The organism is Pseudomonas sp. LB3P25, assembly GCF_054897985.1.
The window spans coordinates 4176849-4201118 of sequence record NZ_CM142711.1 but is presented as its reverse complement, the minus strand read 5'-3'; the positions used below and the strand labels follow the sequence as shown (position 1 = coordinate 4201118).

The 24270-nt window shown below is 58.2% G+C and carries 19 protein-coding genes and 2 pseudogenes; 8 read left to right on the top strand and 13 right to left on the bottom strand.

What is annotated here, in order from left to right; translation table 11 throughout:
• Window positions 1-3 precede the first annotated feature (3 nt).
• Window positions 4-1200 (bottom strand): alpha-hydroxy acid oxidase, encoded by a 1197-nt coding sequence (locus ACYZTW_RS19135; RefSeq protein ID WP_462001327.1) that lies wholly within the window; start codon window positions 1198-1200, stop codon window positions 4-6.
• A 94-nt stretch (window positions 1201-1294) separates the two neighbouring features.
• The gene (hutH, locus tag ACYZTW_RS19130; protein ID WP_462001326.1) at window positions 1295-2824 is read right to left on the bottom strand and encodes a histidine ammonia-lyase; all 1530 of its coding nucleotides are present in this window, start codon (window positions 2822-2824) and stop codon (window positions 1295-1297) included.
• Between the two features lie 417 nt (window positions 2825-3241).
• Here hutH and ACYZTW_RS19125 point away from each other — a divergent pair, with 417 nt between their 5' ends.
• Window positions 3242-4204, top strand: a complete 963-nt coding sequence (locus tag ACYZTW_RS19125; protein WP_462001325.1) for an isopenicillin N synthase family dioxygenase — start codon at window positions 3242-3244, stop codon at window positions 4202-4204.
• 416 nt (window positions 4205-4620) lie between these two features.
• On the opposite strand, the gene ACYZTW_RS19120 is transcribed toward ACYZTW_RS19125, so the two are convergent.
• The 3 genes and pseudogenes from ACYZTW_RS19120 to ACYZTW_RS19110 form a co-directional block, all read right to left on the bottom strand.
• Window positions 4621-5829, bottom strand: coding sequence for an MFS transporter (locus tag ACYZTW_RS19120; protein WP_462001324.1), 1209 nt, complete (start codon window positions 5827-5829; stop codon window positions 4621-4623).
• An 88-nt stretch (window positions 5830-5917) separates the two neighbouring features.
• Window positions 5918-6877, bottom strand: a complete 960-nt coding sequence (locus ACYZTW_RS19115; RefSeq protein ID WP_462001323.1) for an alpha/beta hydrolase — start codon at window positions 6875-6877, stop codon at window positions 5918-5920.
• 113 nt (window positions 6878-6990) lie between these two features.
• Window positions 6991-7137, bottom strand: a pseudogene (locus ACYZTW_RS19110) (NAD(P)-dependent alcohol dehydrogenase); the annotation flags it as partial.
• Window positions 7138-7302: 165 nt separating this feature from the next.
• On the opposite strand from ACYZTW_RS19110, the gene ACYZTW_RS19105 reads away from it, so the two are divergent.
• Window positions 7303-8220 carry an AraC family transcriptional regulator gene (locus ACYZTW_RS19105; protein ID WP_462001322.1) on the top strand — a complete coding sequence of 306 codons (918 nt, stop codon included), beginning with the start codon at window positions 7303-7305 and terminating at the stop codon, window positions 8218-8220.
• 161 nt (window positions 8221-8381) lie between these two features.
• Here the strand turns inward: ACYZTW_RS19105 and ACYZTW_RS19100 are convergent, their stop codons facing one another.
• Window positions 8382-9515 carry a lactonase family protein gene (locus ACYZTW_RS19100; protein ID WP_462001321.1) on the bottom strand — a complete coding sequence of 378 codons (1134 nt, stop codon included), beginning with the start codon at window positions 9513-9515 and terminating at the stop codon, window positions 8382-8384.
• 222 nt (window positions 9516-9737) lie between these two features.
• Here ACYZTW_RS19100 and ACYZTW_RS19095 point away from each other — a divergent pair.
• Window positions 9738-10054 (top strand): annotated as a pseudogene (locus ACYZTW_RS19095) (Nramp family divalent metal transporter); the annotation flags it as partial.
• 114 nt (window positions 10055-10168) lie between these two features.
• Here the strand turns inward: ACYZTW_RS19095 and ACYZTW_RS19090 are convergent.
• The 4 genes from ACYZTW_RS19090 to ACYZTW_RS19075 all read right to left on the bottom strand — a co-directional run bounded on the left by ACYZTW_RS19090 (window position 10169) and on the right by ACYZTW_RS19075 (window position 14101).
• Window positions 10169-11125 (bottom strand): 2-hydroxyacid dehydrogenase, encoded by a 957-nt coding sequence (locus tag ACYZTW_RS19090; protein ID WP_462001320.1) that lies wholly within the window; start codon window positions 11123-11125, stop codon window positions 10169-10171.
• 33 nt (window positions 11126-11158) lie between these two features.
• Window positions 11159-11917, bottom strand: coding sequence for an SDR family oxidoreductase (locus tag ACYZTW_RS19085; protein ID WP_462001319.1), 759 nt, complete (start codon window positions 11915-11917; stop codon window positions 11159-11161).
• A gap of 43 nt (window positions 11918-11960) precedes the next feature.
• The gene (locus ACYZTW_RS19080) at window positions 11961-12653 is read right to left on the bottom strand and encodes a fumarylacetoacetate hydrolase family protein (RefSeq protein WP_462001318.1); all 693 of its coding nucleotides are present in this window, start codon (window positions 12651-12653) and stop codon (window positions 11961-11963) included.
• Window positions 12654-12751: 98 nt separating this feature from the next.
• Window positions 12752-14101, bottom strand: a complete 1350-nt coding sequence (locus tag ACYZTW_RS19075) for an MFS transporter (protein ID WP_462001317.1) — start codon at window positions 14099-14101, stop codon at window positions 12752-12754.
• A 585-nt stretch (window positions 14102-14686) separates the two neighbouring features.
• Between ACYZTW_RS19075 and ACYZTW_RS19070 the strand changes: the two genes are divergently transcribed.
• A complete protein-coding gene (locus ACYZTW_RS19070) occupies window positions 14687-15619 on the top strand; it encodes a helix-turn-helix transcriptional regulator (protein WP_462001316.1) in 933 nt (310 codons plus the stop codon).
• A gap of 235 nt (window positions 15620-15854) precedes the next feature.
• Here ACYZTW_RS19070 and ACYZTW_RS19065 read toward each other — a convergent pair whose 3' ends face one another.
• The 3 genes from ACYZTW_RS19065 to ACYZTW_RS19055 all read right to left on the bottom strand — a co-directional run bounded on the left by ACYZTW_RS19065 (window position 15855) and on the right by ACYZTW_RS19055 (window position 19586).
• The gene (locus ACYZTW_RS19065; protein ID WP_462001315.1) at window positions 15855-17270 is read right to left on the bottom strand and encodes an amino acid permease; all 1416 of its coding nucleotides are present in this window, start codon (window positions 17268-17270) and stop codon (window positions 15855-15857) included.
• 175 nt (window positions 17271-17445) lie between these two features.
• The gene (locus ACYZTW_RS19060) at window positions 17446-18501 is read right to left on the bottom strand and encodes an ornithine cyclodeaminase (protein ID WP_462001314.1); all 1056 of its coding nucleotides are present in this window, start codon (window positions 18499-18501) and stop codon (window positions 17446-17448) included.
• 50 nt (window positions 18502-18551) lie between these two features.
• Window positions 18552-19586: a histone deacetylase family protein gene (locus tag ACYZTW_RS19055; protein ID WP_462001313.1), complete on the bottom strand. Its 1035-nt coding sequence runs from the start codon at window positions 19584-19586 to the stop codon at window positions 18552-18554.
• Between the two features lie 119 nt (window positions 19587-19705).
• Here ACYZTW_RS19055 and ACYZTW_RS19050 point away from each other — a divergent pair, with 119 nt between their 5' ends.
• The 4 genes from ACYZTW_RS19050 (at window position 19706) to ACYZTW_RS19035 (ending at window position 24265) form a co-directional block, all read left to right on the top strand.
• The gene (locus ACYZTW_RS19050) at window positions 19706-20206 is read left to right on the top strand and encodes an Lrp/AsnC family transcriptional regulator (protein ID WP_462001312.1); all 501 of its coding nucleotides are present in this window, start codon (window positions 19706-19708) and stop codon (window positions 20204-20206) included.
• Between the two features lie 249 nt (window positions 20207-20455).
• Entirely contained in the window at window positions 20456-21733 is a 1278-nt protein-coding gene (locus tag ACYZTW_RS19045) for a cystathionine gamma-synthase family protein (RefSeq protein ID WP_462001311.1), read from the top strand.
• A gap of 151 nt (window positions 21734-21884) precedes the next feature.
• Entirely contained in the window at window positions 21885-23315 is a 1431-nt protein-coding gene (locus ACYZTW_RS19040; RefSeq protein WP_462001310.1) for an amino acid permease, read from the top strand.
• Between the two features lie 59 nt (window positions 23316-23374).
• A complete protein-coding gene (locus ACYZTW_RS19035) occupies window positions 23375-24265 on the top strand; it encodes a LysR substrate-binding domain-containing protein (RefSeq protein WP_462001309.1) in 891 nt (296 codons plus the stop codon).
• Window positions 24266-24270: the final 5 nt, after the last annotated feature.

Here is a 24270-nt window from a genome sequence, read left to right as displayed (position 1 = left end):
GGTTCAACTCACGGTGAAGGAAGTGGAAGACGTCGCGCACAGTTGACGACGGTCGAGCTGGTTCAGGTCCGGCGTGCCGAGTAATGACAGGGCTAAACGTAACTCTTGTGCGAGCAGGTCGAGGGCATGACGGGCACCTGCTTGTCCGCCAACAGCCACTCCATACAACGTAGCGCGCCCGAGCAAAATTGCATCGGCACCAAGGGCGCAGGCTTTGAGAATGTCGGTGCCACGGCGCACGCCGCTGTCGAGCAGTAGCGTCAGCTTGCCTTTGGTCACGGCGGCAATCGCCGGCAGGCAGTCGATGCTGGCGGGAACGCCGTCCAGTTGCCGACCGCCGTGGTTACTCACCACCAGTCCATCGAGGCCCAGCGCAACAGCTTTCTCGGCATCGCCCGGGTGCAACACCCCTTTGAGCAGCAGTGTTTGTGGCCAGCGGTCGCGCAGTCGGGCGAGGGCATCCCAGTCGAGCCCGGTGTCCATCTGGCTGCCGATAAAATGGGCGGCACCTTCGATGTTGCGTTGCTCGGGTGGCAGATAGCGTTCGATGTTGCCCAGGTTCGGCAGGCCATGTGGCCACATTGCCTGGGCCATCCAGCGTGGATGACACAGCACGTCGAGCTTGTTGCGCAGGCTCAGTTGCCGGGGGCGAACAAAGTTGCGTTTGTCCCACTCCCGGTTGCCCAGCAGCACGGCATCGCTGGTCAACAACAAGGTCGTGCAGCCCACGGCGCTGGCGCGTAGCAACAGGTCTTCCTGGACCTTGGGATCACGCAGGCAATATAGCTGGAACCAGAGATTCACCTCAGGCACCGCCGCCACCACTTGCTCCAGTGAGCTGGTGGAAACGGTGCTCAGGGTGAAAGGCAGGCCGCGCTCCGTAGCGGCCCGGGCCAAGTGAATATCGGCATCGCGATAGAGCATGGCGTTGTAGCCGGTGGGACCGATGGCGATGGGCAGCGGCAACGCTCGACCAAACAGCGAGCGCTGGGGTTGCGTTACAGAACAGGGCACCAGGGTCTGCGGGAGCAGGGCGATTTCAGCGAAGCCTTGGCGGTTGCGGCGCAAGGTCAACTCTTCTTCCGCACCACCCTCCAGGTATTCCCAGGCGAAATGCGGCAAGCGTCGACGGGCCATCACTGCCAACTCGGCAATGCTCTGTGCTCGACGATAGTCCGGGCCTGAATAATAGCGGCGCATGGCACTTCCCATCGGCTACGAAAGAGTAGGTGTTCGCCGCAGCAACGCGGCGGCGAACGGATTTTGCTCAGGTTTACAGAGCAGGATGTACAAATCAGCCATACAGACGTTCGGCAGGCAACCAGCGAGTGAACGCAGCATTCTCGACCCAGGCCCGTGCAGCGGCGATGTCCGGGGCGAAATAGCGGTCTTCATCGTAGTGCGCGACTTCACGGCGAATCATCGTCAGTACTTCGCCGAGCTTTTCCGAGGTCTGCAGCGGGGCATGCAAGTCCACGCCTTGAGCCGCCCCCAGCAGTTCGATGGCGACCACCGCGCTGCTGTTACCGGCCATGTCCAGCAAACGACGTGCCGCAAAGGTCGCCATCGAGACGTGGTCTTCCTGGTTGGCCGAAGTCGGCAGGCTATCGACTGACGCTGGATGCGCGAGGGTCTTGTTCTCCGAAGCGAGGGCGGCAGCGGTGACCTGAGCGATCATGAAGCCGGAGTTCAGACCGCCTTCGCGCACCAGAAAGGCCGGCAGCCCCGACAGTGCCGGATCAACCAGTTGGGCGATTCGCCGCTCGGACAGGGCACCAATTTCGGAAATGGCCAAGGCCAGCACATCGGCGGCCATGGCGACCGGCTCGGCGTGGAAGTTGCCACCGGAGAGCACGTCGCCATCGGCACAGAACACCAGCGGGTTATCCGAGACGGCATTGGCTTCACGCAGAAACACCCCGGCGGCGAAACGCATGTGATCCAGGCACGCGCCCATGACCTGAGGCTGGCAGCGCAGCGAGTAAGGGTCCTGCACCCGGTCGCAATCGCGATGGGATTCGCGAATCTCGCTGGTGGCCAGCAGTTCGCGGTAGAACGACGCCACGTCGATTTGCCCCGGCTGCCCGCGAACGGCCTGGATCCGTGGGTCAAACGGCACGTCCGAGCCTTTCAACGCTTCAACACTCAGGCTGCCGGCGACTACCGCAGCGCTGAACAGTTTTTCGCAGGCGAACAGACCACGCAAGGCCAGCGCCGTCGAAACCTGGGTGCCATTGATCAGCGCCAGGCCTTCCTTCGGGCCCAGCACCATCGGTTCCAGACCGGCAATCGCCAGGCCTTCGAGGGCATCCATCTCACGGCCTTCATGACGCACCCGGCCGACGCCGATCAGCACTGCGGACATATGCGCCAACGGCGCCAGATCGCCCGAAGCGCCGACCGACCCTTGCGACGGTATGCACGGATAAACCCTGGCAGCATAGAGCTTGCTCAGGGCCTGAATGACTTCCCAGCGAATCCCGGAAAAACCACGGGCCAGGGAGCCGACCTTGAGCGCCATGATCAGGCCGACACTGGCGTCATCCAGTAACGGGCCGGTGCCCGTGCAGTGCGACAGCAGCAGGTTGCGTTGCAGCTTGGCCAACGACTCGGTGGGGATGGAGGTCCGTGCCAGCAGGCCGAACCCGGTGTTGATGCCGTACACCGTGCGCTGGTTGGCGATGATCTCGTCTACTGTACGAGTACTGGCATCGACGACGTCGCGTGCGGCCGGGTCCAGTTCGAAAGGGCTTTGCAACTGGTAAATGGCGCGCAATTGATCGAGGGTGAGTTGGCCGGGTTTGAGCTGCAGCGATGCGTACATTGAAAGTGTCCTGAGGTCAGGGTGGTGAGGAATAGGGTAGCTATATGCTCCTGTATATACAGGTAAGGCAAAATGCAGGCCAAAATCCCAACTCCGCTCGCCAACCAGCGTTCCAGACCCTGTTAATCCAAAACGAAAAGAGAATCACGGGTGTTTCTTTGTTCAGGCCTGTAACCAAAGGTTGCACCAAATGAGGTCTCTCCGCCCCCTGCTGGGGCGAAGGGAAACCGGCGGGTAACAGATTTATTGCGGTCTCGTGCTGTTATTAGAAAGTGCTATTCGCTTTAGCCCGAGGCTTGCTGGCGACTGCCTGTTGGGTCGGCACAGTAAATGCTTTGTCCTGTATATACCGGTTCGTCATTCGCTGGCGAAACCCGTTATCCCACCACTGCATGCACGATGCACCCAGGAGTGAACATGACCTCGAGCACCAATCTGCCCTTGATCGATATGTCCGGTGTCCGCGAAGGTGATCAGGCGAGTATTCGTCGAGCCGGAGACGCCATTCGAAAAGCCTGTAGCGAAACCGGCTTCTTCTACATCATCAATCACGGTGTACCGCAAACGGTGATAGACAGAGCCATGTCGGCTGCCGAGCAGTTCTTTGCCTTTCCGGTTGAGGTCAAACGCCAGGTGGCAGTGAACAACCGGCATCGAGGCTGGCATGCACTGGGTGGAGCGACCATGTATGAAGCCACCAAGCCCGATCACAAGGAATTCTTCAGTATCGGTCTGGAGCTGGCGGAGGATGATCCTTGCGTCCTTGCCGGTGAGGCCTTGCGAGGGCCGAATCAGTGGCCCGCATTCATGCCCCAGCTGCGTGAGGCATTGGCTGAGTACTATGCGGAAATCGGCAAGGCTGGGGCTGATCTGTTGCGCGCGGTGGCGGTGGGATTGGGAATCGAAGAGGATTTTTTCACGGATAAATACACCAAGCCGCTGCAGCGCACGCAGATGGTCTATTACCCTCCGCAGCCCCCGCAGGCTGGGGCCGATCAGTTCGGTGTGGCCCCGCACACAGATTACGGCTGCATCACCTTGCTCTATCAAGACAACAGCGGCGGCTTGCAGGTGCGCGAGCTGGGCTCCAATCGCTGGATCGAGGCCACGCCGATCCCGGGTAGTCTGGTAGTGAATGTCGGAGACCTGTTGGCGCATTGGTCCAATGATCGTTTTCGTTCAACCCTACACCGAGTGATCAACACTTCAGGTCATGAGCGCTACTCCATCGCGACCTTCTACGACCCGACCTATAGCGCTGGAGTCGATCCCTGCGATTTGGGTATCGACCCGGCGCAGAGCCTGTATCCGCCGGTGGCTGCGGGCGATTACATACTCAAACGTATCGATGACTCGATGGCCTATCGCAAAAAAAACTAGTGCCAAGCAGATGATTCAGCTGAGGATCCGGCAGGTAAGGAGGCACGAAAACTGGCTCTACTACCGGGAACCTATCTTCGCTCGCATTGGATGCAAGCGTGCCGGTTTGGGCCTTCGGGTCCTTTTTTCGTTCCGGCGGGAAATGCTGAAATCCAGCACTGTCCAGTGCGTTTAAGTTCAGGATTCTGACGCGTACTGAATCGGTTTGTTGCTGGAGCAGTTATGGATCGCCCGAAGAGGACATTGCGCCGGTGGTGCTGTTTCTCGCCAGCAAGGATGGGCAATTTTTGACGGGGTATAGCCTGACGCCTGACGGCGGTCAAATCATCGACAGCGCACGCTGATTTTACCGTCCAGTCAGCAACCGATTGCTCCACTGGGACCACAAGACTCGCCTTGGCGCGTCTTGTGTTTTTTCAAGCGATGTTCACCGATGCAGCTGGCTCCCGCGAGGCTGCGCGCGCAGCCAGGAAGGCAAGAACTGCCGCCACGCCTAGCAACGTGGCGCTCAACTCGAAAGTCGCTCGATAGCCGTTCGAGTCAAATACCAGCCCGCCAACGGTTGCGCCGGATGCAATGGCCAGTTGGACGATCGCCACCATTAAGCCGCCTCCGGCTTCAGCATCCTCTGGCAATGTTCTGGCCAGCCATGTCCACCATCCCACCGGCGCCGCGGTCGCAACCAATCCCCAGAGCCCCAGCAAGACCGTGGTGGCGGCCACCGAGCTGCCGAATGACACAAGCGCCATTGCGATTACCGCCATCAATATCGGGATGACGATGAGGGTGCGATGCAAGCCATTTTTCAAGAATGCTTCAATCAGGAAGGTGCCCGCGAGGCCTGCCAGACCGAGGACGAGTAGCATCAGCGACAGCATGGAAACATTGACTTGCGTGACCGTTTCAAGGAACGGGCGCAGGTAGGTAAATAGCATGAACTGGCCCATGAAAAAGACACTGACTGCCACCATGCCTAGCGCGACCGGTGTGCTTTTCATCAACCTGAAAACATTTCCAGTGCCTGAACCGCTTTGCGACTTCATTGCAGGAAGGCTGACCAAAAGCCAGATACTGGCGACTACCGCGACCGGGATGACGCACAAAAATGCACCGCGCCATCCAATCAAGGCGCCGAGAAAACTGCCCAAAGGTGCTGCAATCACCGTCGCCAGAGCGTTGCCGCCATTGACGACTGCCATGGCGCGAGCGATCTGGTCGTCAGGCACCAGGCGTATGGCGGTTGCCGCCGATAATGACCAGAAGCCACCAATGGCCACGCCGATCAGCGCGCGGCCGACCATGAACACCCAGTAGTTCGGCGCGAACGCGACCACGGTTCCCGAAACGATCATCAGCACTGTCAGGGACAACAGCAGTGGCTTGCGGTCGACCCGCGCCGCCACCGAAGCGGTCAGGAGGCTGGCAAACAGCGCAAACAGCCCGGAGACTGAAATGCCCTGGCCCGCTTGCCCTTCGGTGATATGCAGATCTGCGGCAATCGGTGTCAGCAGGCTGACGGGCATGAACTCCGATGCCACCAGAACGAAGGCGGCAAGCGACATGGCGAATACAGCAGCCCACGATTGTTCAGGTTTTCGCGAGGCTGAGAGCGTGTGTTGGATCATTGATTGAATCCTGTAATGCGCGAAGCGTCGCGGCCCCGGGAGCGAGGCCGCGAGAGAGAACGGATGCCCGGCCAGGGCACCGTTCAGGTTACTTCAGGTTGCTTTTGAAGAACGAGGTCAACTTGGCGAACGGAATAAGGTTGACCCGGTCGTAAAGATCCACATGCCCGGCATCTGGAATGATGAGCAGTTCTTTTGGTTCGGCCGCCCGTTTGTACGCATCCTCACTGAACTCGAGTGAGTGTGCCTGGGCGCCAGCAATGAACAGCAGTGGGCGAGGGGAGAGGGTCTCGATGTCGTTGAACGGATAGAAGTTCATGAATTTCACGTTGCTGGAAAGCGTCGGCATCGTGGTTGTCTGCGCCGATGCGCCGGCAGGCGTGACCTCTCCTCGCGGGGTGCGGTAGAAGTCGTAGAACTCGTCACCCACGGCATTGCCGGTCAGCTTCAGTGGTGAGCCGCTGGTATAGCGGGTCTGCCCACCTTGGAACTCAACATCGCGCTGTTGCGCCGCTTCGCGAATGATCTGCTGGCGTTGTTCAACCGTTACGCCGTGCTTGAGGCCGTTACGATTGGCCGCGCCCATGTCGTACATGCTGACGGTGGCGATGGCCTTGAGGCGCGGATCAATCTTGGCCGCACTGATGGCGAAACTGCCACTGCCACAGATTCCGATGACGCCGATACGCTCATGATCAACTATCGGTCGAGTGCCGAGAAAGTCTACGGCGGCACTGAAGTCTTCGGCGTAGATATCAGGCGAGACCGCCTGGCGAGGTGTGCCCTCACTTTCGCCCCAGAAGGACAAGTCCAGCGACAGCGTGACAAATCCCTGCTCGGCCATTTTGGTGGCGTACAGGTTTGCGCTTTGCTCCTTTACCGCGCCCATGGGGTGGCCAACGATGATGGCGGCGTTTTTCGTTTTCGGGTCGAGGTCTTTCGGGGTGAACAAGTTGCCCGCGACTTTCATTCCGTATTGATTGTTGAAGATGACCTTTTCAACGGTCACTTTCTCGCTTTTGTAGAAGTTGTCCGCGCCGTTTGACATATCGGCTCCCATTGAAGAAAAAGAGGTAACAAGCAGCCCGAAGGCGAGAAAAATACCTTTCACTGGATCGTCCTTTCGGTTGAGTCGTTATTGGCTGGAGCCGGCGAGCGTCCAGCGCGCACTTGGTGCAAGTCCGAATGGCAAATACCGCAGAAGGCGATATCGATCTGAGCGTCATGAGAGGTGGGGGGGCGGAGACTGATCTGCAAAGGCTCAAGGGGTTTGTCGCCCGCGTGAGCACCGTAGGCTTTGACAAGCATGGGAGCATCCTCGATGGGTGTGTCGGATGAACATTTTCCCGCTCTGACCAGACTCCTTACAGTGCATTGCGCTGGATTACTTGCCTGATTCTATGAATCTGCGCTCTTCTTCAGGACGGTAGCGAGCGGGCAAGTTAGAGTTCAGCGAAGAGGCATGAGACGAACATGACAATCAAGCACGAAACCACTGCTCAACACCTATCGCCCCAAGAAGTACTCGCGCAGACCATCGGCGCGCGAGTCTTGAAACCGGGTGACTACACAACACCGATTGCCGGCCTCGGCTTCTTTCGGCGCGAACACCCGTCGCCGCCCGTCGTTTGCATGGTCGAGCCGAGCATCATTCTCGTCGCCCAAGGCGAGAAACAGCTTTGGGTCGGCGGCGAAGGTTATCCGTATGACACGTCGCGCTTTCTTGTCACCTCATTCGACTTACCCGCCAATTCAGAGGTGCTGGCTGCAAGCCCGGAGCAGCCGTGCCTCGGGCTGACGTTCAAGCTCGATCTGCGCATGCTGGCTGAGCTGATAGCGCAGAGTGACCTGCCGCCCACCCGTGAACGGCCTGTAATGAAAGGGGTAGGCATCGGTACAGTGACCGCAGCCATGCTGGCGCCGTTCGGGCGATTATTGGCGCTACTCAATGAGCCGGAAGCCATTCCTGTTCTCGCCCCTTTGATCCAGCGTGAAATTCACTACCGTCTCTTGAAGAGTGATCAGGCAGGCAGGTTGCGACAAATCACTTCTGTCGATGGCCAGGGCTATCGGATCGCCAAAGCCATCGATTGGCTGAAGTTGAATTACACCTCGGCCCTTCGCGTCGACGACCTTGCGGCCCGGGTACAGATGAGTACGCCGACCTTTCACCACCATTTCCGCCAGCTCACCGCGATGAGCCCGTTGCAGTACCAGAAATGGCTACGGCTAAACGAGGCGAGGCGCTTGATGCTCAACGAGCATCAGGATGTATCGAGCGCGGCGTTCAAAGTCGGCTATGAAAGCCCTTCGCAGTTCAGCCGCGAATACAGCAGGCTGTTTGGAGTCGCGCCTAAACGAGATATCGCAGTGTTGCGAGGGGCAGGCTAGCGCCATGGTGACGGAGAGCTACCAAACCAGCGTTTGCAAGAACGTGCCCGGAGAAACCCACGGCGATTCAAGGCAGCGTTTTATGGATAACCGCCAAACCATGGAGGTCGGAATGAGCCAACTCCCGACCTCCATGCGTCGCGTCTTTTTCCGCCCGAAGATTACTCCACCGGCGTTTGCAGTACCTCAATCCATAACGCACCTTTGCCCGACGCCGCTTCACCGACACGTTTCAAGGCGCCGTTGTTGCTGACCGCGTAAGTGCCGACTTTTTCGCTTTTCTCGCCCGTCACTAGCAACCAGTGCCCGCTGGGTGAAAAAGCGATATTGCGTGGCTGCTTCTCTTCCACCGGATAGTTCTCGAGAAAGCTCAAGCCGCCTGTAGAAGGCTCAACCGCGAATGCCGATACCGAACTGCTGGTGCGCTCGGTCATCAACAGTAGCTTGCCATCGGGCGAGATCCGCAGGTCCGCCGCCCAGATACGGGGTGTGGGGTCGTCCTTCAAGTCGTTGTTACGGGCATCACGGACTTCGCCGTGTGCCAGTTTCAAACGCTCGGGAATGCCATTGGCAACGGCAATCTGAGTCAATGCGCCGGTGCTGTCATTGATTGAAAACGCTGTGACCGTGCCGCTCATTTCACCGACCACATACAGGTATTTGCCATTCGGGGAAAAGGCCAGGTGCCGAGGCCCGGTATTGTCCGGGACACTGATGTAGCCGCTGCCGATGGGGGTGAGCGCGCCGGTTTTGGCATCAAGGCGATATTGCAGCACCTGGTCCGCGCCAAGATTGCCCGCGTAGGCAAAACGGTTGCTCGGGTCAGTACGAACCGAATGCGCATGCGGGCCTGTCTTGTAGCTCAGGATGCTGGCAGAAGGCTGATAGGCCTTGTCGATGGCCTGCACGCTGACGGTGTCGGCACCGTAGGATGCACCGAGCAGATAGTGTCCTTTTCTATCGGTTGACAGGTAAGCCATGCTTTCTGCCAGTGGCGCTTTGGACAGTGGAGTCAGATGTCCGCTCTTGGGGTCTATGCGGTAGCCCAGCACCTGAAACGGCTTGACCCGCAAGGCGGCAAACAACACTTTGCCGTCAGGGGTGATGGCCATGGGGTTGACCTGATCACCGGCGTTGACCTGTTCAATCAGGCTCAGCGCGCCGTTGTTCTGGTCAAGGCGATACTGGGAAATCAGACCGTCTCCCGGGCTCGAGATATAGGCAAAAGTGGCGGCATTGGCTTGCAGGCTGAGGCCGTAGACAACTGCAGCGGCCATGAGGAGGGGTTTTCTCACAGGTGATCCTTTATTTTTATGGTTGTGGTCGGTCATCCTATGACTGTCTTTAAACGACATCAATCGCTGTTTTTTCTCAGGTTGGAAAGATACGTCGTGGCTCAGGCGTAGTGTTTGCTTGACCACAGCCCGATTCGGTGCCATTCACGCAACCGCGAGCTTGAAACCTTTCTATACACACTCGCTCAAGAATGGTTGTGCGACGTCATATCTACTATGTTCATAATCGCTCGCTTCCGTTTGTGCAATAACCAGGGCATGACCATCCTGCAAGGCTATGCGCAGCTGAATCCCTTTTTCGCCTGGTTCATGCTCGTCTACGCCCTGCTGATGGGGCACTTGATGAACGCCTACATGATCAAGGGGGCGGGTCACCAGCCCCTGCTGTGTTCACTGGCGGTGGTACTCGCTGTGTGGATGCTGGTGGGTCGTAATATTTATTCGATGATCGAAGGGTGAAGAAGGTGCTGCTGGCGATCATGACCCTGGCCTTTATTGCCTTGGCCGTGATGTCCGGTCCCGATGTCGTCGGCATCGTCCTTTGCTACAGGCCTCGCGCTGTGGGGCGCCTTCCAGTTGGGCGTCGATCTGTTTTCCTGACACCGAGCCACCGAGCCACCGAGGGAACGCAACGTCCCCTCGGCGGCCAACGTTCAGTCAGTCACAGACCCTTGCGGTATTCTCCCGGCGAAACTGTCCACCAGGCTCGCCACCACCATCTCTCCCATCCGCGTTCGGGTCTGCAGCGTCGCACTCGCGCGATGGGGCTGCAGCACCACGTTCTCGTTACCAAACAGGGCCTCGGGCACGTTCGGTTCATCGACAAACACATCCAGCGCCGCACCCGCGATCTCACCAGCGGCAAGCGCCGCCACCAGATCGACCTCGTTGACCAGCTTGCCGCGCGCCACATTGATCAGATACCCGTCCTTGCCCAGCGCCTGCAGCACCTCGGCATTGATGATGGCTTCAGCCTTGTCGGCAGCGGCCGCGAGAATCAGCGCATCACTGTTGCTGGCCAGCTGCTTCAGATCGGCGATGAACGTGTGGTTCACATCGCTCATCGGCTGCAGATCGGTGTAACTGATCGGGCAGCCGAACGCTGCGGCCCGGGTCGCCACTGCACGGCCGACCCGGCCCATGCCGACGATCCCGATGCGCATGCCCGACACCTGACGCGCCAATGGCAATGGTGCCAACGGCGTCGGGCTATGGGGCCATTGGCCCGAACGCACGTAACGATCACTGGTGCACAGGCGCCGGCACACGGCGATCAATAAGCCGATGGCCAGGTCGGCGACATCCTCGGTCAGCGCGCCGATGGTCGCGGTCACGCGGATCCCGCGATCCCGGGCGTAAGCCAGGTCCACCGCATCGGTACCGACGCCATTGACTGCCACCACTTCCAGTTTCGGTAATTGCGCCATCAGCGCCTGACTGATGCCGGTATGCCCGCCGGTGATCACCCCGCGAATGTTCGCGCCGTGTTCCTGCAAATAAGCCTGCTTGTCGGCCTGCTGGAAGTAACGTCTGACGGTAAACAGCTCATCGAGCCGCGCGTTGATTTCAGGGATCAGGATCGGGCTGAGCTGCAAGACTTCTGGCTTCATGTAAACCTCGCGTAACGGAATAAAAAGGCCGGTTTAACCGCGACCGGCAAACGGCATGGCACTGGCCATGACGGTCATGTTCAGGACGTTCGCCTCCAGCGGCAGAGTGGCGATGTAGCGCACGGCATCGGCCACATGCTTGACGTCCACCATCGGCTCCACGGCGATGGTGCCGTTGGCCTGGCGCACGCCTTTGGTCATGCGCACCGACATTTCGGTCAAGGCGTTGCCGATGTCGATCTGGCTGCAGGCGATGTTGAATTCGCGCCCGTCCAGGGCCAGGGATTTGGTCAACCCCAACACCGCATGTTTGCTGGCGGTGTAGGCGCTGCTGAAGGGGCGTGGGGTATGCGCTGAGATCGAGCCGTTATTGATGATGCGTCCGCCCTGTGGCTGTTGCCGGCGCATCAGTCCGAAGGCACCACGGGCGCAGAGGAAAACGCCGTTGAGGTTGGTGTCGATCACGTTTCGCCACTGCTCGAACGTCAGTTCATCGAGCGGCACGGCAGGGGCGTTGACCCCGGCGTTGTTGAACACCACGTCGAGGTGTCCGTAGACCTCGGTGATGGTGGCAAACAGCGCATCGACACTGGCCGGGTCGCGCACATCAGTGGGCACCGCCAACGCTTCGTGTCCTTCGCTGAGCGCCAATTCGACCAATGCCTGCAACGGCTCCGGTCGACGTCCGGCCAATACCAGGGTGAATCCGTCGGCCATCAGAGCCAGGGCCACGGCGCGGCCGATTCCGCTACCGGCGCCGGTGACCAGGGCCACTTTCAAAGGACTGGACATGCTGTTATCTCCTTTTTTCAATTCACGAGGGCGTATGCCGGGTTCAAGGTCGCTGACCGACGCGCATTTCCAGTTGGCCGATGCCGTCGATCCCGGCGTTGATGATGTCGCCCGGTTGCAGCACATCGACGCCTGCCGGGCTGCCGGTCATGATCAAATCACCGGCCCGGAGCGCTACCGACTGCGAGATGCGGCTGATGATTTCACTGACCGACCAGATCTGGCTGTCGAGGCTGTCGCGCTGTCGTTCTTCGCCGTTGACGTTCAGCCACAACTCGCCATCGGGATGTCCTGCCCGCATGACCGGCACGATGGCGGTCATCGGCGCGGCGCCGTCGAACACCTTGGCACCTTCCCACGGCAAACCATTGCTTTTGGCCGCGCGCTGGACATCACGACGGGTCAGGTCAAGACCGACGGCATAGCCCCAGACATAGGCCAGCGCCTGACTCTCCGGGATATTGGCGCCGCCTTCACCGATGGCCACGACCAATTCGATTTCGTGGACAAACTCTTCGGTCAACGGCGGGAAAGTCACTTCACCCGCCGCATCCACCACGTTGCTCGCCGGCTTCATGAAGAACACTGGCGGCTGCCGGGACTGGCCTTGAGTGTCTGGCCAAGGGTAGTTGCGGCCGACGCAAAATACCCGGCCAACGGGAAAGCGCTGCTGGCTGCCGGCAACCGGCAAGGTCACGGGCAGATCCGGGGTAAACACATACTCGGTCATCGTCATTTTTGTAGTCGTCCTGTTAGAAGTGTCAGCGTACGGCGGCAATCTTTTGCGAAGTTGGACGAATACCGCCTCGTGTTGGAGAAAAACGGTGTCTTGGCTCAGCGCGCCTTGAGTTCGATGCGGTACAAGCGACCGAGCAACAACGAGTAGGACAAGGTGCCAATCAGCGCCACGCCGCCGATGAACCAGAAGGCGTAGGCAAACGAGCCTGTCGCGTGGACGATGCCGCCGATCACGATCGGGGTGACGATCCCGCCGATGTTGGCGGCCAGGCTGGTGACCCCGCCGGTCAGGCCGATCAGTTCCTTGGGCGCGACTTCCGATACGGCCGCCCACGACGACGAAGCGATTCCCTGGGCAAAGAAGGCAATGGTCAGCACGGCAATGCAGATCACGTTCGAGTCGGTGAAATTCACCAGCACGATCGACATGCCCAGCATCGATCCGACCACCAATGGCAACTTGCGAGCGAAGGACATTGAGTAACCACGGCGTATCAGCAAGTCGGAGACGATGCCGGCCAGCAGAATGCCGACCGTTGCACCCACGAACGGCAGCACGGCGAAGATTCCGGCCTTGATCATGGTCAGCTTGCGTTCTTCGATCAGGTATGTCGGGAACCAGGTCAGGAAGAAGTACAACGCCGAGGTGCTGGCGAACTTGCCGATGCAAATCGCCCAGATCTGCCGATAGCTGAACAGCTCGGCGATCTGCCGCCAGTTGAACCGGGTGCGTTCCTGACTGCTCTTGACCAGTCCACCCCCGGCTTCGATGTACTTCAGTTCTTCCTGGCTAACGTTCTTGCAGCTCAGCGGATCGCGGTACACGTAGAGCCAGATCACACCGAACACAATGCCGAGTATCCCGGTGCTGTAGAAAACATGGCGCCAGTCATAGGTCGTGGCCAGCCACAACAGCACACCGGTAAACAGTGCCGTGCCCAGATATTGGCCGCACACGTAAATGCTGCTGGCCAGGCCCCGTTCGCGGGCCGGGAACCACACCGTGACCGCTCGGCTGTTGGCCGGAAACGCTGGAGCTTCCATGGCGCCGACAGCCAGGCGCAGCCCGAACAACGAAGCGAATCCTGTGGCAAAGCCTTGGCACACGGTGACCGTCGACCAGCTGATCAGTGATACACCGTAGGTGAACCGGGAACCGAAGCGATCGGCAACAAACCCCGCGGGCACCAGGGCGAGGGCGTAAGTCCAGGCAAACGCGGAAAAAATCAGACCCATTTCGATCTTGTCCAGGCCCAGGTCCTTGGCGAGGAACGGTGCCGCAATCGAGATGTTCACCCGATCGATGTAATTGATGATGGTTGCAATCAGCAGCAACGACAGCATGAACCAGCGCCGACGCGTCGGCAGTCGCTGAGGCTGCAGGGCGTCCCGGGCGCCGGCACTCACCGACGGCGCGGTGGACGGGGAGGTTTGTGAGTTCGACATGAGTAGACCTTTTTATTGTTAGAAGAATCGAGATGTTCGCGCGCAGCCGAAGCCGATGCCCCCAGTGCCGGGGCAGAGCAATCGTTACTTGAATGAGAGGCGCGGACAGCCGCTGTCAGGCGCTCAGATACGCCTTCGGACTGGCTCGGTCGGGGGAGGGTTGGCGAGGGGGAAAAACAGGTTCATCACGAGCGCACCTTTTGATTGTTTTTGGAAGGGTCGGGCTGCATTGGTTGTTACAGTGGTCGTACAACCTCTCAAAATCAATGGAGGCGTTAGATCGTTTTTTCTCCGGTAAAAGGCGATTAATGCAGGTGTCCAAGAAAAATCAAATCAGCACATTTCCTTCGTTATGCGTCATGTGTTTCATAAGCTGATGTTTTTAATAGATTAATTATTTTTTTGTGCTCGTGGTTTTTTGGACAGACGACACATCACACACGGATACAATTAATTCTCTGTATTTCGTTGTCATCCTATGACGTGTTGAAGCCAGCGGTGTCTGCCTTCACAATCACCGCGGTCGCCGCCTGCATCGCGGCGCGACGACAACCTGTCCATGTACCTGCCGAGGATCCTCAGGCGATGTCGTCACCGAGTCGAGTACCCACTTACGTCATGCAGCAACGCAGCGAATTGACGGATTTCTACATCCGCGACAAAAAAGGACGGCGCGCCGAAACCAGCCCGCATCGCCACGAGTATTTCCAGATCCAGGTCAATCTAGGTGGCGATACCGTGCAGCACATCGGCAACGTCGAACGTTCGTTTCCGCGCAATACGCTGGCCTTCATCTTGCCGCATCGCGTGCACGTGATTCCGCATCCGGCCGACAGCAATTTCATGGTGATCAATTTTTCCCAGACCTTTCTGCTGCCGCATTTGCAGTGCGACCCGATGGATCTCGAGGAGGTCTCGATTCTGCTGGCCCCGGAGTTGTCACCGTTCCGCTTTCAGGAACATCTGGATTTCATTCTGGCCGATGAGGATTTCAACAAAGTCTGTGCCCTGATCGAACAGATGCGAGTCCTGGATGAGAACCGTCAGTTTGGCACCCGCGAGATGCTCAAGGGGTTGTTGCTGCAACTGGTGGGGAGCGTTTGTGCCTTGTATGCCGAGCCGCTCAAACGGTTGGCCGAAGAGAATGCCGCCGAAGTCAGCCGACGCGACGCACTGAGCAGGATGTCGGAATACTTGCGCAAGAACATCGCCGACCCTGACCTCAACCTGATCAAGGTGGCTGCCGCGACGTACCTGTCACCGACGTACCTGACGCACTGGTTGCGCAAGGAAATCGGCAAGACTTTCACCGAACTGGTGCTCGAGCGCAGGATGCACGCGGCACGCAATTATTTGCTTAATGGGACACGACCGGTGGGGGAGGTGGCGAGGTTGTGCGGTTTCGCTGACGAGGCTTATTTCTCCCGACGCTTTCGCCAGATCCACGGCCAGCCTCCGGGGCAATTCAGGCGTCAGCAACTCAATCCTGATACGCCGCAATCGCCGTCCAATACGTGATCGACAGTTGTGGGTGATGTGGCGGTAGGTACCGAGGTCGATCCGGGCGCACCGAATTGTCGAGGTTGATTCGCCTCGGAAAACACCGACCAGATTTTCGCTTCTTTACTACACCACCAAGCCCACCTAATTGGGGATGGGGTGATCGGCAGTGGGACGCAACGCAGCGCCCCACAAACGCCACGTTGCTCAAGCGCGTTTCACTGCATCGGCACCTGGAGGCGGCAGGTGAACATCAGCTGTACTGATTTGCCGAACCAGCAGCGGATTTTAGCTTTCTGGAATGGGTCAGCTGATAAGCAATTGCCAACCAAATGAACCACCCTGGCATGACCAGTAAGGCAATACGAGTGTCAGGTCTTAATGCCAGCAGGCAGAGAACAAACCCCAGGAACGCCAGGGAGAACCAGGCCATCGGCACGCCGCCAGGCATCTTGTAGGTCGATTGCGCATGCAGGTCGGGTCGGCTTTTGCGATAGGCAATGTACGACGCGAGGATGGTCGACCAAGTGAAAATCACCAGGATTGCCGACACGGTGGAGACGATGGTAAACGCTGTCATGACCTCCGGAACGATGAACAGCAGCAGTACACCCACCAGCATCAACAGTGTGGTAAACGCCAGGCTTAGCAGAGGCACGCTATTACCCGACAAACGCCGAAAAATCCCCGGCGCATTGTCGTGACTGGCCAGTCCAAACAGCATGCGACTGGATGAAAATACGCCACTGTTGGCCGATGAGGCGGCAGACGTCAGCACCACAAAGTTAACGATACCTGCTGCTGCGGGAAACCCTGCAACCAGAAACAGTTCGACGAAAGGGCTTTTGTTGGGCGAAACCTGTTGCCAGGAAGTCACTGCAATAATGCAGGCCAGTGCCAGCACATAAAACAGAATGATTCTCAGCGGAATCGAGTTGACGGCTTTAGGCAGGGTCTTCTCGGGGGAACGGGTTTCGGCGGCTGCAGTACCGATCAGCTCAGTGCCGGCAAAGGAGAAGATTGCCATCTGGAATCCGGCAAAGAAACCAAACAGGCCGTTGGGGAAGGCTGCCTGTTTATCCAGCAGGTGGTTCAGGGAGGCAGTAACGCCACTAGGTGATACAAAGGAGCTGGCAATCATCACTATGCTGACGCCAATCAGGGTGACGACGGCAATGATCTTGATGATCGCGAACCAGAACTCCACTTCACCGAAAAGCCTGACGGTCAGCACGTTTAAGGCGAACAGCGTCATTAGCATACCGATGGCCGGTATCCAGGCGGGTACATCGGGGAACCAGTACTGAAAGAATCCGCCGACCACCACGGCATCCCCCACCACTGCGACGCTCCAGCTCAACCAGTACGACCAGCCGAGGAAGAATGCCGCTCGCGGGCCGAGGTAGGCACCGGCAAAATCCGCGAAGGTTTTGAAGTTCAAGTTGGACAGCAACAGTTCGCCCATGGCGCGCATGACGAAGTAGACGAACATCCCGATAATCATATAAATGAGGATGATCGACGTGCCTGAGAGGGCAATGATCTTCCCGGAACCCATGAACAGGCCTGTACCGATGGCGCCTCCCATGGCCATTAATTGGATGTGACGATTGCTGAGCGTGCGCTGCAGCGCGGGCTGTTCAACCCGCTCGGACGGAGTCGATTTCATTACAAAACCTCTTGATTTTATGTTTTTGAGTTTTGGCAGAAAGTGGGTGTCTAGCGTTCTTGTTAGAGATGCAACGGCTACTGACGGTGGTGGTTTGGGGGTGGCAGGGTTTCTCGTCCACTCACACGGTGAGTGACCCCTTGGCACTTTGCTCAGGGGGCGTCATCGATGGCTATCAGCTGGCCGTGCGCAGGTGCGAGGGGACGATTGCTGGCTGCTGATCAAGCAGTTGGTAGAGATTTTTTATGTTGGCAGGCGTCGGCACCAGATGGATGCGCTCACCGATGGCATGCTCTCGCGCCAGATCGTGCACGTAGCGCAGTGACGAAAAGTCTTCCAGGGCAAAACCCACCGAATCGAAAACGGTGACCTGTGCGTCGTTCTCGCGGCCCGGCACTTCGCCCTGAACAATCCGAAAAAACTCTACGACCGGAAAGTCGGGTTCCAGTTGTTGAATATCGCCTTCAATTCGGGTTTGAGGTTCAAATTCAACGATGACCCGGGCATTGCGCAGGATCTCGGCGTGCAGTTCGGTTTTCCCCGGGCAGTCACCGCCGACGGCATTGATGTGCATGCCGGGCTCGATCATCTCGGGCGTCAGAATCGTCGCATAGGCTTTGTCTGCGGTAACGGTGGTGACGATGTGCGCGCCCTTGACCGCTTCCTGTACCGAGTTGGCCAGAATCACCTCGATATCCGGGAATGCGGACAGGTTGTGCTTCAACTTGAGTGAAGCGTCGCGATCGATATCGAAAATGCGTAGTTCCTTGATGGACAGCATTTCGTGGAAGGCGAGGGCTTGAAATTCGCTCTGGGCGCCATTGCCGATGATTGCCATGATGCTTGCACCGGGCCGCGCCAGGGACTTCGCAACCAAGGCAGAGGTCGCGGCAGTGCGCACGGCGGTGGTCAGCGTCAGTTCGCTGAGCAAGGTTGGATAGCCACTGTGGACATCGGCCAGGACACCGAAGGCCATGACCGTCAGCAAATTCCTTTGTCCGTTGTCCGGGTGGCCATTCACGTATTTGAACGAGTACTGTTGGCCATCGTCGGTCGGCATCAACTCAATCACACCGTCGGCCGAATGATTGGCGGTGCGGGGCGACTTATCAAACTGCGCCCAGCGTGAATAGTCTGCTTCGATGTAAGCCGCCATTTCGCGGATAGCCCGGCGGATTCCCACCTTGGCGAACAGGCGTGCGGCATGATCGACGTCTATAAAAAGAGTCATGTTTTTATTCTCCGATTCAATAGTTGAAGTGCGCGATTCAGGGGGATGACTCAGGCGCGTTTGCTCTCGTAGCCATGCAGCACGTTGACCGCATTGATCCCGATTTCATCGACCATGTAGCCGCCTTCCATCACAAACAGGGTGGGGCAGCCCACGCCCGCTATCAGCTCACCGATGCCGATGAAGTCTTCGCTTTCCAGCAAGAAGTGGCTGATGGGGTCGTCCTTGAACGTGTCCACGCCCAGTGAAATAACCAGCACTACAGGGGCAAATTGCTGGAGTTTCTTGCAGGCGTGGAGCAAGGCGTTGCGGTAGCTTTCCCAAGTGGTGTTCTTCGGCATCGGATAGTTCAGGTTGTAACCTTCGCCATGCCCTACGCCGACTTCGTGGCTGAAGCCTGAGTAGTACGGATAGGACACCGCCGGTTCGCCGTGCAACGAGACAAACATGACGTCGCTGCGTCCGTAGAAAATGTTCTGGGTTCCGTTGCCATGATGAAAGTCGACATCCAGTACCGCGACGCGTTTGGCGCCTTGGGTAATGGCCTGCTGTGCGGCAATGGCTGCGTTGTTCAGATAGCAATAGCCGCCCATGTATTCACGCGCGGCGTGATGGCCCGGCGGACGGCATAGCGCAAAGGCACTGTCGTGGCCTTCATCGATCAGCGCCAGTCCGGTCAGCGCGATATCGGCACTGGTTTTTACTGCTTGCCATGTGGTGGCGGTAATCGGGGAGCCGGCATCCATGGCGTAGAAACCCAGCTTGCCGTCGATGAACGTCGGCACTTGCTCGTTGGCCAGATCACGCACTGGCCATACCAGCGGCAAGGCATCGTGGGTGCGTCCGGTTGCACTCCATTCAGACCAGGCGGATTCCAGAAAGGCTACATAGCGCTCGCTGTGTGCGTTGACATAGCACGACCGGTCAAATGCTCGCGGTTCGATGACTTGGCCAAGCCCTACCTGTTTGACCCGATGATGGACGGTATCGGCCCGACTGGGCTGTTCGAAGGACGGCTTGAGCACGCCGTCTTTCAATTCGGTGCCGTGGTGCAAACGGTGGGAATCACTGAAAACTGTAAACATTGTGCGCATCCGTTGATGTGAGCCAGTGCAAATATTCTGTTCCGGCTGGGAGGCGCTTTCTTTGCTTTGTTTTCGTGGTTTACTAAATTATTCGGGAATTTTTACTCAGGAATGGCGCAATGCAGAAAAAATCATCCAAACGCATCAGTCTCGACGACACCGACCTGGCGATTCTCGCGTTACTGCAGGAGGACGCGAGTATTTCCAACGCCGAGCTCAGTGAGCGGCTGTCGTTAAGCCTTACGCCTTGCTGGCGGCGGCGTAAGAGAATGGAGGAGGCGGGCGTGATAAAGGGCTACCAGGCCAACCTTGATCGACGAATGCTGGGGCTGGACATCCTGGCGTTCGTGCACATCCGCTTTTCCACCCACGCCGATCACGCTCCGGACGCCTTCGAGGCGGTGATTGCGCAACTGCCCGAAGTGTTGTCCTGTCACAAGATCACCGGGGATGCCGATTACGTGCTGCAAGTGTTGGCAGAGGATCTTGATAGCTACAGTGACTTTATCGAGCAGGTACTCAGGCGTCAGGTGGGTATTGCATCCATCCAGTCCAGCTTGTCGTTACGCGAGGTCAAGACCAGTAGCCGTATAGCGATACCCAAATCGAGCAGGGGGTAAAACGATTGAGGTAGTCTGGAGCCCCGACGATGGCCCAGGCGACATTGGGCGACAGCCGCTGAAGAATCATGCCCTCCTGAAAAACAGATCAGAAGGTGTAAACCTGTTTCAGGGCTAGACACAGCCATTAAAAAAAGCAGCCCTTTGGCACCGATAACATCGTTTCTCGGGCGCACCGCTTTTCAATATATTGGCCGCCAGATCTGGTGAATGACTCAACACTCACCACCCTCAGTGCGAGTAGTCTTAATGAACAATAAACCTGACAACGCAGGGCTTGATAACGCCGGAGCGGGGACCCGAGCGGTCTGGGGCGGGGAGCAAGTCAGGCACCCCTACAACGCCACTCAAACACCGATCGTGGTCAGCGCCGCTTACGGTTACGACGACATCGACGTCTGGTACGACGTTGCGTTGGGCAAGACGCCGGGCTTTATCTACAGCCGCATGAGCAACCCGACGGTCGAGACCCTCGAAGCAAAAATTCGCGAGCTGGAAATGGCCGAGTCCGCCGTGGCCTTCAGCAGCGGCATGGCGGCGATCAGCAGTGTGCTTTTCACATTCCTGGCCAATGGCGATCGTGTGGTGTCGACCAAGGACAGCTACGGTGGCACCAACAAGATTTTCGAAGAGTTCCTGCCGCGCACAGGTGTGGAGGTGACCTTGTGCGAGACGTTCGATCACGAGGAGATCGAACGAGAAATCGCCAAAGGCTGCCAGTTGGTGTACCTGGAAACGCCGACTAACCCGACCCTGAAAATACTCGATATCCAGCGTTTGGTGGCTGCGGCCAAGCGCGTCGGTGCCGTGGTGGTGGCGGACAACACCTTTGCCACGCCGCTGAATCAGAACCCCCTGGCGTTAGGGGTGGACGTGGTCATCCACAGCGCGACCAAGTTCCTCAGCGGTCATGGCGACGTGCTTGGCGGCCTGGTGTGCGGCAGCGAATCCTTGATGGCCAAGGTTCGTCATTATCGGGAAATCAACGGTGCAACGCTCGACCCGTTCTCGGCCTACATGATCATCCGGGGCATGAAAACGCTGGTGCTGCGCATGCGTCAACAGCAACGCAGTGCCCGTGCCCTGGCGGAGTTCCTCTGCACGGAACCGTTGGTGGAGTCGGTCAATTATCCCGGCTTGCCCGGTCATCCGAACCACGCTGTGGCGTGCACGCAAATGTCCGGCTTCGGCGCCATCGTCAGTTTTGTTCTGGTCGGTGGGATGGACACGGTCAAGGTGCTCTTGCCACGTCTTCGATTCGCCCACTGCGCGGGCAATCTCGGTGCAGTGGAAACCATTTACGGCCCGGCCCGGACCACCAGCCATGTCGAGAACACGCTGGAGGAACGACTGGCTCTGGGTATCTCCGAAGGACTGGTGCGGGTCTCGGTCGGCATCGAAGACACTGACGATCTGCTCGACGATTTGAAGCAGGCGTTCGCTTTTGTCAGGTGTTCGCGCGATGAGCTGGTACAGGCAAACACACAGCACTCAAACAACAAAACGTGCATCGAGGCAGCAAGCTGAAGTTTTAACGTTAGTACCTCACGACAAGGCCGTTAGTGAGGCGTTCATGAAGTGGAATAATAATAAAACTTAGTGGCGACCTGTTTTGACTCTGCCCAGTAACTGATCGCAGACGTTAATGCGCGCCCTGACAACTTTCATGAGAACAACCATGTCCATAAAAGAAGAACAACTCAACACACGTACCGGTTTTAAACAGGAAATGCAGACGCGCCATATTGTCATGTTGGCATTAGGTGGCGTCATTGGTACCGGGCTATTTCTCACGTCCGGGTACACCGTCAACCAGGCCGGTCCGTTGGGTGCGGTCATCGCTTACATCATCGGCGCACTCATGGTTTACATGGTCATGATGTGCTTGGGCGAATTGGCGGTGCAGATGCCGGAAACGGGTTCGTTCAGCACCTACGCCACGCGTTTTCTCGGACCCGGCACCGGCTACACCGTGGCGTGGTTGTATTGGCTGACCTGGACTGTGGCAATCGGCTCTGAATTTACCGCCGCCGGGATTTTGATGGCGCGTTGGTTTGCGGATACACCGGTATGGATTTGGAGTGCGCTGTTCGCAGGCTTGGTGTTTCTGACCAACGTGATTTCGGTACGCTTGTTCGCTGAGACAGAATTCTGGTTGTCTCTGGTCAAAGTGGTGACCGTGGTGGTGTTTCTGCTAATCGGTGGTGGCGCAATTCTTGGCCTGCTGCATATCGATCAGGCTCACAGTATCGGGCTGAGCAACTTCACTCGCGAGGGGCTTTTCCCTACCGGTTTCATGCCGATTGCCATGACGTTACTGGCGGTCTCCTTTGCGTTCTCCGGCACTGAACTGATCGGCATCGCCGCAGGTGAAACCAAGGACCCCCAGAGCAATGTGCCGCGTGCCATTCGCACTACAGTGCTACGCCTGGCAATCTTTTTCGTGGGGACCATTTTTGTCCTGGCGACCCTATTGCCACGTGAACAGGCCGGGCTGGTAGAGAGCCCATTCGTCACCGTGTTCACCTACATCGGGATTCCGTACTCCGCAGATATTATGAACTTCGTGATCATCAGTGCCTTATTGTCGGCTGCCAACTCCGGTTTGTACGCTGCCTCACGGATGCTCTGGACCCTGAGTGACCAGGGTCACCTGCCCAAACGGTTCTCGGCCCTGACCCGCATGGGCACACCACTCAACGCCATTATCGTCAGCATGGCCGGTGGCGCCGCCTCTTTGCTCAGCAGCGTGTTTGCCGCCGACACCATCTATCTGGCACTGGTGTCGATCTCCGGACTGGCAGTAGTGGTGGTGTGGATGAGCATCGCCGCGAGCCAGATTGCTTTCCGCCGTCACTATGTAGCCAATGGAGGCGATGTCCGCGACCTTAAGTTCCGCGTCCGGGGGTATCCGTGGGTGCCGCTGGGAGCGCTGGTCTGCTGCAGCCTTGCGTGTGTCGGGATTGCTTTTGACCCTGAACAGCGGGTGGCTCTGTACTTCGGTTTGCCATTCATCGCCTGGTGCTACTTCGTGTATTACATTACGCGCAAAAGCCGCGAGCGACGCTTGTCGGTTACCCCCTTGGCACAACCGTCCGATGCGTTCTAGCCGCCTTCGACGGGGTGGGCAAATTGCTCGGTGGAGGGGGTGTCAATGAGGTTCAGACCATGAAGCAAAAGACGTTACCCCCATTGAACTGGTTGCGGGCATTCGAGGTGTCCGCCCGTTGCCTGAACTTCACCCACGCTGCTGAAGAACTGTTTTTGACCCAGGGCGCGGTAAGCCAGCAGATCCGCCAATTGGAAAGCCATCTGGGGGTGGCGCTGTTCAAGCGTTTGCCCCGTGGCCTGGGGCTGACCGAGGAAGGTCAGGCCTATCTGCCGGTCGTGCAGGATGCAATCACTCGACTGGCGGTGGGGACCAACGAGATTTTTGGCCAGCACAAACGCCGGCCGATCAAGGTGCGCGGCAGCCTGGCGTTTTTCGTGCACTGGCTGGCGCCCAAGCTGGTGGATTTTCGCCAGGCCCATCCACAGGTCGACATCCGCTACATCAGCAACATCTGGGTCAAAGAACTGGATGGTGAGGACGACATGGAGATTCGCTGGGGCCATGGTCAATGGCCCGGCCTGGTGTCGCAGCGCCTGACTTGGGACACCTTGTTTCCAGTCTGCTCGCCAGCCCTGATGGCGAGCTCGCCGCTGACAGTGCCGGCGGACGTGGCGAACCATCCGTTGTTGCATGTCCTGGGTTACGAAGAGGGTTGGGGTTACTGGTTGAACATGGTCGGTGCAGACACCGTCGATTCGTCGACCGGCATGCAGTTCGACACATTGATTTCCACCTTGCGCATGGCCGAGTTGGGACAGGGGATTGCCCTGGCCCGGTCCTCGATGGTTGAAGAGATGCTTCAGGACGGACGACTGGTCGAGCCCTTCGACCAGCGCATCGAGGCCAGCGAGTCTTTTTACCTCGTACGCGGTTCCGGGGCCGACCAGCACCCCGACGCGGTCATGTTTTCCACCTGGCTGGTCGAGCAGGCACATCGTTTCAAATGAATGGC